Genomic DNA, 14279 nt, shown 5'->3' with positions numbered 1-14279 from the left:
TTCACTCCATTGCAGCCGCCGCGCGTCCCTCCTGTGCTTCCGCGCTCGTGACGCCGGCATCGGCGGCGATCGCTTCGAGCGAGCGCTGCTTGGTTTCCGCGCCGAGCACGCCGACGATCAACGCCTGAAGCAGCAGCGTGCCGACGATCAGCGTCAGCACGCCCGCGATGCCGAAACGCATGAACGCGCTCGCCACCGCATACGGCACGACGATGCTGACGGCGCGGCCCGCCGTATTCGCAAGGCCCGAGCCGCGCAGCCGCAGTTGCGTCGGGAACAGCTCGGGCACATACGTCGCGACGCTGAACGACGACAGCACATAGATGCAGCACGTGATCGCAAAGCCGAGCACCGTGATCGCCACCGCCGACTGCGCGAACGGATACGCAATGCCGAAGCCCACGCAGATGAGCGAAAACAGTACGATGCCCCACTTCCGGCCAAGGTGCTCGGCGAGTGCAAATGCAATCAGCGAGCCGACAGGACCGCCCGCGAACATCAGCGCCGTGATGCCGAGCGAGTTCGATACGCTGTGCCCCTGCTTGACGAGGAACGTCGGTATCCAGCTGACGAACGCATAGTTGACCGTGAACAGCGCGACGAGAACCGTGATGGCCGTGATCGTGCGCGTCAGCAGACGGCGCGAGAACAGATCGCCGAGACGGCCGGTATCGTTGACTTCACCGGTGTCGCTGGAATAGAACTCGCGCATCGACGGCTCGGTGGCTGATTCCGTGACACTCGCGGTGCGGCTGGCGGTGCTGCCGCACGCCGTCTCGATGCGCTCGACGATCTGCCGCGCTTCGTCGGCACGTCCGCGCGATGCGAGCCAGCGCGGCGATTCGGGCATCGACTTGCGCAGGAACCACACGATCAGCGCGCCGCATCCCGCAATCGCGAACATCCATCGCCAGCCGTAGTGCGGCACGATCAGCCAGCCGAGAAACGTCGACAGGAACAGCGACGTATTGATGATCAGATTGAGGATCGTGCCGAAGCGGCCACGCCAGTCGGCGGGAATGAACTCGCTGAGCGTCCCGTATCCGACGACGATTTCCGCACCCATGCCGATGCCCATCACGAGACGGAAGAAAATCAGCCAGTAGATGGACGGCGCAAGCGCCGCCGCGATCGACGCGAAGCCGTAGATGCCGAGATTGAACTGATAGCAGAAGCGGCGGCCAAAACGATCGCCGAGCAGCCCGGAAAGCCACGCGCCCGCCATCATGCCGACAAAGGTGACAGAGACGAACGTCGCGTTGAGGCTCAGCGTGGACTCGCCGCTGTGGACCATCGCCGCAAGGACCGTACCGGCGATATAGATGTCGAACGAATCGAAGTACATGCCGGCCGCGATCAGGCCCAGCAGACGCCAATGGAAGCCAGACAGAGGAAGTCTGTCCAGACGCGCTCCGATATTGGCATCCATCTGCATGGTGCTGTCTCCGTCACATTGGCGTTCTTCGACTGGCGGGCCTTCTTTCGGATCGGCGGAAGGCAGACCGTCTGCTTCTTGACGGATTATATTCCTGTCATACAATCCGTCAAGAAGATAAATTGCCGGGTGTGACGGGGGCGGGTGGCGTCAGCCGAGGCCGAATTCGGATGCGAAGCGGACCAGATCTGCCCCGTTCTCGAAGTGCAGTTTGCGCATGGCCGAGTACTTTTGCGTCGCAACCGTCGCTTTCGAGCGATTCAGCTTTCGCGCGATCTCCGTCAGCGACATCCCGTTTGCAATCAACCGCACGACCTCTGTTTCGCGTGGAGACAACGGTTGTGCACGGTGCAAATCTCTTTGCGTTTTCCCCACCATCGAAAGGCTGCGCATGATGGTCGAAGAAAGTATCGTTTCTTTCTCGACGAGCGCGCGCGTGCATATCCTCGCCAGCACGCTGACATCCTCGTCCTTGCCGACGATGGCCCCCACGCCGAGACGGCACAATTGATGGAGAACGCCCCTGTTCGTCGTCATCGTGAAGACGACGATACGCGTTTCAGGCCGCTGCTGGCGCAAGCGCTGAACGAGTTTGAGGCCATCGTCGTCCGGGTCTTTCGAATGCATGAAAAGATCGGTGACGATCAACTGGACGGAGTCAGTCTTCGTGACGCGCAGCAACTCGGTCCCCGTACGCGCGGTGGCGATCACATTGAGCGACGGCATGACCGCCAACGCGTCGCAAATCGCCAGGACAACAATGGGATGATCGTCTGCGACAGCGACGTTCATGCGGTCCGTTATATTCGCCATAATCTTGCAGAGCTATCGAATTCCTTAGCCTTGCGACCAGGAGAATGGTTGTTCCGGACGTTTTCGTCATCCGCTCGCATGCATTGTGTTGTTCGAATGCAAAAGCGAAAGACACAAAAGGCGACCTTAATCAGACTCGCGCCCGTCGTGAACGATATGCAAGACCAGACGATGGCGTATATCAAACAACTCCCAATGCTGAAGACTCGAACCGTTCCACCAGAGAAACCGGCCATTCGCGACAAAATCGCCTCATCGCTCATGCGATGAACGTTATCAGCAAGCACCACTTTCCCGATGTGCGCGGCGCAAAGAAAAATTTTTCGAATTCCTTCGATAGCATCGAGCAGTCGTCACGAGTAGTCTGGATGCACGCGGTTCGAGATCGCGTATATGTCTTTTTCTCTCCGATTTCGGCGCGCCCTACGTGGTGCGCTTTTTTTTGCACGCGAACGATATAAGGATTTCCATTTTTCAGTCGACGTTCATTCGCGTGAGCCGGTGAGATTCGAAGTTGTTCGATGGAAGCGGCCCGCTCACGTTTGTATCGTTGGAAGCATTCTTGGAGAGCGATATGAACGTGAAATTCGAATCCGTGTTGACAGACGAGCAGTGGACTCGCGTAAGCCCGATCTTCGAGCGCGAGCCGAAGATCGAAACGCGCGGCCGCCCTGGCTATCGTAATCGGGACGTCTTCGAATGCGTGCTTTGGGTTATCTCGAACGGTGCGCCGTGGGCCACATTGCCGACACGCGCGCCAGACTTCCGCACGTGTCATCGCCGCTTCAAGATGTGGTCGCAACAGGGCTTGCTCGACGAAGTGCTTCCGCAACTGTTCGGCGAATCTGCCGAGACGCTGCTCCAGTCGATCAAAACCCGGTCACGCTCGCGGCAGCAAAAACATTCCGTGCTACAGCACAGGCAGTCGCTGGAAGCCATGCGAGGCACGTGATGCACACGCAAGCCCAAACAGCCTGCAAACACTATCCGGGCGGCCAACATTCAAATGCCGGTGAATGGCCAGCTGAGAACGGCTTGCCGCCCATATTGGCGTGGTACCAGCCGAAATTCGAGCTTGCGACGGGCAGAATCGTCGGCGTGGAGGCACTTGCGCGCGTGATGGATCCCGTTCATGGCGCTTCGTCTGCGGCGGGACTACTGGAACGCGCAACGCCTGCCGCGCTCCAGAACCTGACGCATTCGATGTTGTCGCAGGCGCTGTGCGCGCAGCAGGACTGGGCGGCATCGGGTTATCCACTTACTGTTTCGGTCAACGTTCCGGCCAGTGTGATCGGAGAACGCACTGCGCGAGAGCGTCTGCTCCGGATCGTCCGCGAAAGCGGCGTGGCGCCAGAGCGCATCGTGCTTGAAATCGTCGAAACAGGTTCGGCTGACGACAATGCCGCACTGCCCGAAGCGACGAAAGAATTGCGATCCTGCGGCTTGGGAATCGCGATCGATGACTTCCGCATTGGCCACAACTCACTACTGCGCCTCATGCAGTGCCACTTCACCGAGCTGAAGATCGACCGCGCCTTCGTGCAGCATGCGGAGAACGACACGAGAACTCGCGCGGCGCTGGACGCCTGCGTACTGCTCGGCAAGCGTCTCGGTTTGCACATTACGGCCGAGGGTGTTGAAACGGCTGCCGACCTTCGACGAGTGAGCACGGCCGGCTGCGACTTCGCCCAGGGATTTGCCATGTCGCGAGCACTCCCTCAACAGGCGTTGATGGACATGTTGTCGCACAGCCCACTCGCCATTCATTTTCAACCCCCTTCTATATAAGCGATCCGTCGACGTCGGCTATTGTTTGAAGCGGATCATAAGAGGCAGTACCTCAATCAACTTCTGCTCGCGGCGACGTCGAAAAAGCGACGTCACGGTAGTCGACGATATAAATCGGATCATCGGCCCCATATTATCGGAATGGCATTTCCGTTGCCCCCGCGCATGTCGTTGTGATATCAACAGACGAAGACGGCCAAAATTGCTGGCAAGCCGTCGAATTGAAAGAGACATCAATTCGCTTTTTCGAGGGATGAATGTGAAAGATAAATGCATCAAAGTTGCGATCGCCGACGATCATCCGCTCGTGCTATACGGACTTCGCAAAGCGCTTGAAAACGACGGCTTTATCGTGACAGGGGAAGTAAGCAATTCTTCGCAGCTAATGGCGTTGCTCAATGACGCCGCTTGCGACGTGTTGATAACGGACTACTCGATGCCTGACGAACGCGCGCTGAATGGATGGCGTCTTCTTGCATCCGTTTCGACCGAGTATCCGCAGTTGCCCGTGCTCGTGTATAGCGAGTTCGAAGATCCGTTCCTGATCGGAAGCCTGGTCACGCGAGGTGTTGCGGGTATCGTCAGCAAGCGCGAAGAGATGTCAGAGGTAGTAGCCGCCGTTCGGCGCGTTGCGTCAGGTACGCGCTATTTTTCGCCTTTCATACGCGCCGCACGGGAACAGTTCGACGCGTTACCTCAACTGCGGCGTTTCGCTGGACTCACACCACGGCAGATGGAAGTCGCCGGGCTGATGCTGTGCGGGTTGACCGTCTGCGAGACGGCCCGCTTGCTCCATCGCCGCCCCAATACCATTAGCACTCAGCGCACGGCGGCATGCAAGCGAATGGGCTTTTCCGGCGAGTCCGAAATGTATCGCTTTGCCGCTGGGCACGGTCTGTGGCTGGACAGGTCGAGTGCCGACCAGATACTTGAGGTTGCGTAATCCGGCGGTTGATCGCCCCCTCTTTGCGACATTCTTTCCATAGCGCCTCAGCCGCTCTCGTTGAGGCGCTCGCCCTTCCTTGAACTGAAGCGTCGCACGCGCGCTCTCTGCCGCGACGATCGCACAACGCGACATGCGGCGTCGGTATGCTCCGTGGCGCCCGCCTTGCCCCTCCTTCGCGGCCTGCGCCATGCGATCTTTCGATGCGCATGCAAATTCGAATTTCTTCTATATAGCCCACCCGGCCCTCTCCCTACCATTCATTTTCGGGAATCCGTAAGAGCGGCTTTGACTCGCGCGAACGCTTCGAAATAGAACTTTTCCGAAGCTGCGACTCGTCGGTGACGACCCAGATCACCTGAGCGATTCAAGCTTCTCATGTGCCTATCGAGCCATCGGATTCCTGATTGTCAAGGGCATGTAACAGGTGTGAGCCGCCCATCAGCCACACATCTGCCAGCGCCTCATGCGGTCCGCGCTCGTCCAGGTCGGGGCGGTACATTCAATTACACGGAAGTCTTCCACACATGAACAAGAATCGGTTTCGCCGGGTCTTCAGCAAACGTCTCGGCATGCTGGTCGCAGTCGCAGAAAACGTGATGAGCCAGGGCAAGCAGCCCGGCGAAGGCACAGCCGCAGCAGGCGGCGCAGAACTTGGCGTCATCTCGACGATGACGGCCTTCGCACTCGCCCTGCTCGTCACGCAACCCGACATCGCGCACGCGCAGGCCCTGCCCACGGGCGGCCAAGTCACGGCCGGTCAGGCGACGATCTCGCAGCCCAACGGCAACACGTTGACCATCAATCAGGGCAGCCAGCGCACCGTGATCGACTGGAACTCGTTCAACGTCGGCCAGGGCAACACCGTCCAGTTCAATCAGCCCAACGCGCAGGCCCAGGCGCTGAACCGCGTCACGGGCGCGGGCGCCTCGAACATCCAGGGGTCGCTGCTCGCCAACGGCCAGGTGCTGATCCAGAACGCCAACGGCGTGCTGTTCGGCAAGAACGCCGTCGTCAACGTGGGCTCGCTGCTCGCGACGACCAAGTCGATCGACAGCAATGCGTTCATGGCGGGCAACCCGCTGCAACTGAATTCGACGGGCACCAACGCCAGCGTCATCAACGACGGCACGATCCAGGCACAGGGCTACGTGACGCTGATGGGCGACCAGGCGCGTAACACGGGCACGATCTCGACGACGCCCGGCGGCCAGGTGATCCTCGCCGCCGGCGACAGCGCAACGGTCGCGCTGCCCAACGGCCAGGGCATCCAGCTCACGCTGACCAATGCGACGGCCAACGCGCTGGTCGAAAACAGCGGCAACATCAAGGCCGACAACGGCACGGTGCTGCTGACGGCACGCGGCAGCAACACGCTGCTCGACACGGTGGTCAACATGTCGGGCGTCACGCGCGCGGGCACGGTGGTGGCCGACGCGGGCAACACGGGCGACGTCGCGGTGACGGGCACGATCGACGCATCGAACAGGGCCGCTGGCGGCACGGGCGGCACGGTGGTGCTCTCGGGCGATCGCGTGGGCGTGTTCGGCAACGCGACGATCGACGTGAGCGGCGACGCGGCGGGCGGCAAGGTGATCATCGGTGGTGACAGCCTGCATCAGCTCGCGGGCACGCAGGCGGCGGGCATGCTGCAGGATAACGTGAACTTCGCGAACTTCACGCAGGTGGATGCGGGCGCAAGCATCAAGGCCGATTCGGCACATGGCAACGGCGGCTTTGTCGAGACCTCGGGCCATAGCCTCGACGTGCAGGGCTCGGTCAGCGCAGCGGCGCCCAACGGCAAGGCCGGGCAATGGCTGATCGATCCGACGGACGTGACGATCAGCACGGGCGCGGATTCGAACTACTCGGGCAACGTGAGCGGCGGTTTCAGCGGCGGCACGAACACGAGCGCGACGGTCAACAACCAGACGATCAGCAACACGCTGAGCAGCGGCACGGACGTGACGATCACGACGGCCAGTTCGGGCACGGCGACGGGCAATATCGTGCAGAACGCGGGCGCGGATATCGTCAAGAGCGGTGGCGCGGCGGCGAATCTGACGCTGGCGGCCAATGGAAACATTACGCTCAAGGGCAATATCACGTCGACGTCGGATGTGCTCAATCTGAATCTGACGGCGGATGCGGGCCACAACCACACCGGCACGCTGTGGCAACAGAGCGGCACCATTGATCTGAATGGCGGCAATCTGACTGCCTATGCAGATGTGTCCGGACAGAGCGGCGGCAATGGCCTCGCGTTCGGCGGCACTGTAACGAACGTCGGTGGTGGTTCGATTACGGGTTTTGCGAATACGGGCTCGGGCGTGATCGTGGGTGGCAACTTTACGGAGATCGGCCATGGCACGCTGACGATCGAAGGTAGTTCAGTCAACGGTACGGGGGTCTACTTTACGACTGGAACGCTTGCGGTTACTCAGGGCTCGACGATCAACGTTACGGGGACGTCGACGAATGGCGTAGGTATTGAAACCGGTTGGACGAATTCAACCGTCATGGTGAAGGATAGCGGCACGCTGAACTTCAACGGTACCTCCAGCAGCAGCGCCGGTACATTGATAATGAGTGGGGCCGGGGCATATGCCAGCGGTGGCAGCGTTAACGTACAGGATAACGGTACGTTCAACGTCTCGGGCACTTCTTCAACTGGCAACGGTGTCCAGTTTGGTCAGCCGCAGACCGACGACGTTTCCCTGGTATCTGTCAATGCGAACGGTGCACTGAATATTCTGGGTAAAAGCATCAGTGGCTCGGGCGTTTCGACCGCTGCTAATTTCACCGGCACAGGTAACGCTGCGATCACGGTTTCAGGAACATCATCAACAGGCACCGGCGTTGCAAGCGGCGGTAGCTACGACGGCATCGGCGGTGTCGTGAATATCGCTGACAATGTCATCCTCGATATTCATGGCACAAGTACGAACGGCACGGGTACTTCCACAGGTCTTACGGGAAATATCAGCGGCAATGGCACGTTGAATATCAACGGCACGAGCACGAATGGCACGGGTGCCTCGTCGACCTTCAACGGAAATCTCAGCGGCAATGCCACGCTGGATGTCAACGGTACCAGTACGAACGGCACGGGTGCCTCGTCGACCTTTACCGGAAATCTAAGCGGCAACAGCACGCTGGATGTCTCCGGCACGAGCACGAACGGCACGGGTGCGTCGTCGAGCGTTACCGGGAATGTCAGCGGCAATAGCACGTTCGATGTCACCGGCACGAGTACGAACGGTACGGGCGCTTCGTCGACCTTTAACGGAAACGTCAGCGGCAATGCCACACTGGGTGTTTCCGGCACGAGCATGAACGGCGCGGGTGCATACATCAGCGGCACTTACCAGGTCTCGCAAAGCGCTTCCATGAATGTGGCGGGCACGAGTAGCAGCGGTATCGGTACAGAGATTTACGGCGCAAACCTCCAGACAGCGGATAACGCCAGCGTCAACATAGTGGGTCGCTCTACTTCGGGCTGGGGCGTGGCTTCTGGTGTCGAACCGTACATCGTAAAAACCTACATCACGGAAACGGGAAGTTCAAAGGTCAATATCGACGGGCAGAGTGGTAGTGCTAACGGCGTGAACATGTTTGACAACGCCTGGAACGTTTCCGACAGTGCGGTGCTGAACGTGACGGGCACGTCGACGCAGAGCGCGGGCGTATCGACCGGCAACCCTGCCTACGGTTACAGCTACGGCACGGACATCACGGAGAGCAACCAGGCTGCCGTCAATATCAACGGCACCAGTTCGTCGGGAACCGGGGTCTCAGGTGCCGTTCTGTCAGGCAATATCTCGGGCGATTCCACGCTCAACCTGACGGGCAGTAGCGTGAACGGCACAGGTGCCTCGTCGAGCTTTATCGGGAATCTCAGCGGCAATGCCACGCTGGATGTCAACGGTACCAGTACGAACGGCACGGGTGCCTCGTCGACCTTTACCGGAAATCTAAGCGGCAACAGCACGCTGGATGTCTCCGGCACGAGCACGAACGGCACGGGTGCTTCGTTCACCCTGAACGGCAACGCGACTGACAATGCTGCGATCGTCCTCTCGGGCAACAGCATGAACGGCACGGGTGCTTCGTTCACCCTGAACGGCAACGCGACTGACAATGCTGCGATCGTCCTCTCGGGCAACAGCACGAACGGGAGCGGTGTTGCCATCGGAGGGACGTCGAACTTCTCACAGAATGCCACGCTGGACGCGAACGGTACGTCGATTAACGGCTATGGCGTTCAAAAGAACTCCGGCTCAAACTGGAACGAATCGGGTGACGCCCAGATCAATCTTACCGGGACATCCACCACTTCGGATGGCTTCATTGGCTGGAGTGGCACCAACCTCACTGACGCTGCCCAGTTGAACATCAAAGGTCAATCAGATACCGGCGCCGGAGCCTGGCTCGCCCCCTCTACCAGCCTGGATATCTCGGGCAACGGCGCCGTAAGCATTGATGGTCAGTCGAATACCAGCGCTGGCGTTGTCCTCCGGGCCAATGATATTGGTGTAACCGACAATGGCACATTAACCGTGCATGGCAACTCGACCGAGGGGACGGGTGTTCTTCAGAACGGGACCAGTTCGATCAACACATCGGGTGACGGCGAGATTTCCATTGCCGGTTCATCGACGAATGGAACGGGTGTCAACCTCAATACCGGCTCCATCAATACCACGGACAACGGAAACGTCAGCATCGATGGTACGTCGACCAATGGTAAGCACGACATCAAGAAGCCGATCAACACGCTGATCCGCCGCAAGCTCGCGAGCCTCGGCCTGCATGACGTGCAGCGCAAGGCCGCGCCCGTCGTCGACGGCAAGCCCGTCGTGCTCGTCGTGCTCGTCGTGCTCGAATGGTTCTCGAAGAACCACTCGATCTACCGCACGCACTCGCAGACGATGGTCGCGATGCGCGACAAGTTCCATCTGGTCGGCATGGGCTTCGAAGGACGTGTCGACGATGCGGGCCAGGCCGTGTTCCATGAGTTCATCCCCGTAAAGGGCGCCAACCTGTGGGAGAACGTGCGCCACGTGCGCGAAGTGAGCGAAGCGCGCCAGGCACAGATGATGTACATGCCGAGCGTCGGCATGTTCCCGATCACGATGGCCCTCGCATGCCTGCGCGTCGCGCCGCTTCAACTGATGGCACTCGGCCACCCGGCCACCACGCACGGCCATGCGATGGACTATGTCGTTGTCGAAGAAGATTACGTCGGTGACGAAGCGTGCTTCAGCGAAAAGCTGCTGAAGCTGCCTTCCGACGGCATGCCGTACCGTCCGCCCGCAGCCATGCTCGAACTCGATCTGCCACGCAAGCGCGCGACGAAATCGGGCCCCGTGAAAATCGCCGTCGCGGGTACGACGATCAAGATGAATCCGGGCTTCCTGCAGACGTGCGCGGCGATTGCCAACGAGGCGTCGGTGCCCGTCGAGTTTCATTTTCTCGTCGGCCAGGCAACGGGTCTCACGTTCCCGCAAGTGCGCAACCTCGTGCGCCGTCTGATGGGCGACAAGGCCGTCGTACACAAGCATCAGAACTACGCGAACTACATGAAGGTCATCGCCGAGTGCGATCTGTTCCTCAACCCGTTCCCGTTCGGCAACACGAACGGCATCGTCGATACGGTATGGGCAGGTCTAGTCGGCGTGTGCAAGACGGGACGCGAAGTGCACGAGCATATCGACGAAGGGATGTTCCGCCGCCTGGGCTTCCCCGAGTGCCTGATCGCGAAGACAAACGATGAATACAAGACCGCCGCGCTGCGCCTGATCGACAACGCCGCCGAGCGTCGTGAACTGGCGCGCTCGCTGGCAGGGCCGAAGGCCGTCGAGAAACTCATTTTCAAGGGCCGCCCGGAAATACTCGGCGAGCGCATGCAGGCGCTCTGGCTAGAGCAGATCGAAGCCGCGCAAGTCTCGAAGGCAGCGTGAGGCGATCGTGAAAGAGACGAGCAAAGCAGCGCTGCGCCGCTCGCGCGAACCCGTGTTCGTGCAGCGGTATTTCTCCGGCGAGGGTGTCGACATCCGGCCGGGCGCCGATCCTCTCAGCGCTTACATGCACCTGTTTCCTAGCGTGCGCCGGATCGTACCGCACGACAGCGCGGTGACGATCACGGGGCTGCAAGATGCGTCGATGGACTTCGTGCATGCGAGCCATTGCCTCGCCGATCAGGACAACCCTCATAAGGCGTTGGCCCGTTGGCTCGATCTGCTGAAGCCTGGCGGCTATGCGATCGTCACCGTGCCCGACGAAGATCTGTACGGCAAAGGGGAATGGCCGAGCCGCTTCAACCGAAATCACAAGGCGAGCTACACCGTACACAAGCCGTCGAAGGCATTGCCCAACTCCATCAACGTGATCGATCTCGTACGCGAGATGTCGCATGTAGCGGAGTGCGAGCGCATCGCGCTCGTGCGCGAACACTATGACGACAAACGCCGCGAAGCGGATCAGACGGCGCACGGCGTCGCGGAATGCGCGATCGAAATCGTGCTGCGCAAACGCGACGTGCCGTCACTGGGCGCGCAACTCGAAGCGGCGTCGCGCGCGCGCAGCGCCAGCGAGAGCATGGCCGCATGCAAGCAGGCAATCCAGTTGTACCCATATCGCTTCGAGGCTTATCACAGGACGATGATGGAAATGCTGCGCTGGAACGTGCCCGAAGAAGTGGACGCGTTTTGGGCGCAGGGGTGCGAACGGCTGCCCGGCGAACATATGGCGCGCCTCTACCGTGCGTTGCATGCGATCTCGCGCGGCCAGTTGCGGCAAGGTTTCGTGTGGCGCGAGGCGGTGATGGGCCCGTTGGGCTGGAATCGACGCACGACCGTCGAACCACCGTCGACGGTGCCCGCGTGGACAGGCCAATCGCTCGTCGGAAAGAGCATTGCGATCTGGAGCGAGTTCGGCCTGGGCGACGAGATCTTCTTTCTGCGCTTCGCAAAGATCTTCCGCGAACGGTGCGGCGCGCGACGCGTAACAGTCGTGTGCCAGGCGCCGCTGCTCGATCTCTACAAGGCGTCGTGCAAGCCCGATGACGTGCTCGGCGTCGAGCAGATCGGCGCACTGCCTGCGCTCGACTACTGGGTGTTTCCGCATGCGATTCCCGCGTATATGCCGCTCGATCTGGAGGCATTGCCGGCGACGGTTCCCTACCTGCGCGCGCCGCGAGGCACGCCTTCGAAGCTGCCTCAGGTCGCCGCGGACAAGCTGAAAGTGGGCATCGTGTTCAAGGGCAATCCCACGCACGAAAACGATCATCAGCGGTCGATGCCGTCGCTCTCCGTGCTCGACAGTCTGTTCAGGCTCGAGGGCGTCGAGTTCTTCAGCCTGCAAAAAGGCGCGGGCGCCGACGAGGTGGCGGACTACGCGAAGAAACTGCCGAATTTCCACGACGTCGGCGTGAACCTGAACACGATGGCCGAGACGGCCAGCGCAGTCGAAGCACTCGATCTCGTGCTGACCGTCGATACATCCGTCGCGCACGTCGCGGGCGCGATGGGCAAACCCGTTTGGCTGATGCTCCCGTCATATGGCGACTGGCGCTGGCACTACACGCGCGATGACAGCCCGTGGTATCCGACGATGCGGCTATTCCGCCGGCCCTTCGGATGCGACTGGTCGGAAGTCGTCGCGCGCATCAATGGCCACATGCTGCAACTCATCGCCGAAAGAACGGAACGCAAGGAGTAGAAACATGTTCGGACACTCTGTCGACAAGATGTTCGGTGGGTTGTTTCTGACCACAATCGTCACCCTCACGATCCTGATGGTGATCCCTGCATTGCCTGCTCCTGCGTTGAATGGAAGCCTGGGCGTGAGACAGATACTGATCGGCGTCGGCGCGGCCGCATGCATCGTGTTTCCTCGCCCGCTGCTGCTGCGCACCTTGCTGCGCGATCGCCGCAGCCCTTTCCTGCTCGACCAGGATATCGACAGCATGCTGATCGGGCGCGCGATGGGTCTCGTATCTGGCGTGACGGCGAGCCTCTGGATCTTCAACCTGCTTCGCTGATTTCGCAGCCGGTGAAATTCGAATGAATTCGATATACGCCCGCGCGCCCGACAGCTAACGTTCATACGGTCTTCAAAGGAGAGCCAAATGCCCTTTTATCGCGAGCTGACCGATGAAGAGTGGGAACGCGTTTCGCGACTGCTGCCGGAGTTGCGTCCCCGGCCGGTTTCGCGTGGCCGGCCGTTGGCGAACACGCGCGCCGTGCTCAACGGCGTCCTGTGGATCATCGTCAATGGCGCGACGTGGGCCAGCATGCCGCGCCGATATCCCCCGTATCAGACGTGTCACCGGCGCTTTATGGCATGGCGCGATACGGGCGTTTTGCAAAACGTATTCCAGACGCTATACGGCGAGGACTGTGCCGCCTTGCATCGTGAAATGGGCGCGCGGATAAGTGCGTCGATATCCGCGCCGCCCGGCGTGGCCGATACGCAGTATCCGGCAAAGCACTCCGCGCCGGCGATCTAGCAGGCGCATCGTCGCGCGAGTCCGAGGCATCGGAATTGTTCAAATAAAACCAAAAGCTACTCATGCATATAGCGATATTGCAGAGCGATGCGACTCTTGCAAAGCATCTGGAAATCAGCCTCGTCGATGCAGGACATACATGCACGCGTCAAGAAGATGGCCTGTGCATGCTGCGAATGCTGTCGCGTTCCTCCGTCGATTTGCTGGTACTCGATTGGCGCGTTGGACGGCTTTCAGGCGCGGACCTGTTGAGGAATATCCGCGCAACGGGCGGCACGCGTCTGCCCGTCGTATTCGCTTCGCAGGACAACTCGGATGAGAGCGCAATGCGTGCTCTCACGCTCGGCGCGGACGACTACATCGGACTGCCCGTCAATCTTTCGCTGTTCCGGCTTCGCGTCGATGCGCTGTTGCGCCGGTCCTATCCGCAGCCAGCCGAGGACGCCGAATATCAACTCGGCCCCTATCGATTCAGTCGGAACCGGCTCACGGTTTCTTTCCAGGGCGAGCGCGTGATTTTGTCGGATACGCAATTCCGCCTGGCCGAACTGCTCTTTTCGAACATTGGCCGCCTGCTGTCGAGAGATCATATTTTCGCGTCGATATGGGGACGGGAATTCGTCGAAGCAACGCGAACAATCGACAGCCACATATCGCGGATAAGAAGCCTGCTGAAAATCGATGGCCGCAGCGGCTTCGAAATTCAATCGGTCTACAAGATCGGATATCGGCTGACGGACCTGAGAGCCGCCAATGCCGACGTAGTTGTCCGCTAACGGACTCTCGCG

Annotated in this window: 10 protein-coding genes and 1 pseudogene; 8 read left to right on the top strand and 3 right to left on the bottom strand. The window is 60.2% G+C overall.

Annotation, left to right across the window (positions count from 1 at the left end; translation table 11 throughout):
• Nucleotide 1 precedes the first annotated feature (1 nt).
• The 3 genes and pseudogenes from AABE10_RS15510 to AABE10_RS15500 form a co-directional block, all read right to left on the bottom strand.
• The gene (locus AABE10_RS15510; protein WP_342934156.1) at nt 2–1435 is read right to left on the bottom strand and encodes an MFS transporter; all 1434 of its coding nucleotides are present in this window, start codon (nt 1433–1435) and stop codon (nt 2–4) included.
• Between the two features lie 150 nt (nt 1436–1585).
• Nucleotides 1586–1927 carry a response regulator transcription factor gene (locus AABE10_RS15505; RefSeq protein WP_342934427.1) on the bottom strand — a complete coding sequence of 114 codons (342 nt, stop codon included), beginning with the start codon at nt 1925–1927 and terminating at the stop codon, nt 1586–1588.
• A gap of 18 nt (nt 1928–1945) precedes the next feature.
• A pseudogene (locus AABE10_RS15500) lies at nt 1946–2161 on the bottom strand (response regulator); the annotation flags it as partial.
• A 601-nt stretch (nt 2162–2762) separates the two neighbouring features.
• Here AABE10_RS15500 and AABE10_RS15495 point away from each other — a divergent pair.
• The 8 genes from AABE10_RS15495 (at nt 2763) to AABE10_RS15460 (ending at nt 14267) form a co-directional block, all read left to right on the top strand.
• Entirely contained in the window at nt 2763–3200 is a 438-nt protein-coding gene (locus tag AABE10_RS15495) for a transposase (RefSeq protein WP_342934155.1), read from the top strand.
• On the top strand, nt 3200–4036 hold the full coding sequence (locus tag AABE10_RS15490; protein WP_342934154.1) for an EAL domain-containing protein: 837 nt from the start codon (nt 3200–3202) through the stop codon (nt 4034–4036). The genes AABE10_RS15495 and AABE10_RS15490 overlap by 1 nt, the downstream gene beginning before the upstream one ends.
• Before the next feature lie 202 nt (nt 4037–4238).
• Nucleotides 4239–4979 carry a response regulator transcription factor gene (locus AABE10_RS15485; protein ID WP_342934153.1) on the top strand — a complete coding sequence of 247 codons (741 nt, stop codon included), beginning with the start codon at nt 4239–4241 and terminating at the stop codon, nt 4977–4979.
• A gap of 527 nt (nt 4980–5506) precedes the next feature.
• Nucleotides 5507–10942: a filamentous hemagglutinin N-terminal domain-containing protein gene (locus AABE10_RS15480; protein WP_342934152.1), complete on the top strand. Its 5436-nt coding sequence runs from the start codon at nt 5507–5509 to the stop codon at nt 10940–10942.
• Nucleotides 10943–10949: 7 nt separating this feature from the next.
• Nucleotides 10950–12701: a methyltransferase domain-containing protein gene (locus tag AABE10_RS15475; protein ID WP_342934151.1), complete on the top strand. Its 1752-nt coding sequence runs from the start codon at nt 10950–10952 to the stop codon at nt 12699–12701.
• 4 nt (nt 12702–12705) lie between these two features.
• Complete coding sequence (locus AABE10_RS15470; protein ID WP_342934150.1) at nt 12706–13023, top strand: hypothetical protein; 318 nt, start codon at nt 12706–12708, stop codon at nt 13021–13023.
• Between the two features lie 87 nt (nt 13024–13110).
• A complete protein-coding gene (locus tag AABE10_RS15465) occupies nt 13111–13491 on the top strand; it encodes a transposase (RefSeq protein WP_342934149.1) in 381 nt (126 codons plus the stop codon).
• Between the two features lie 62 nt (nt 13492–13553).
• Nucleotides 13554–14267, top strand: coding sequence for a response regulator transcription factor (locus AABE10_RS15460; RefSeq protein ID WP_342934148.1), 714 nt, complete (start codon nt 13554–13556; stop codon nt 14265–14267).
• Nucleotides 14268–14279 lie beyond the last annotated feature (12 nt).

The sequence above is a fragment of the Paraburkholderia diazotrophica genome (assembly GCF_038900755.1).
GTDB classification, from domain to species: Bacteria; Pseudomonadota; Gammaproteobacteria; order Burkholderiales; family Burkholderiaceae; genus Paraburkholderia; species Paraburkholderia diazotrophica_A.
The sequence above is the reverse complement of the archived record's forward strand: the minus strand, read 5'-3'. Positions and strand labels throughout refer to the sequence as shown.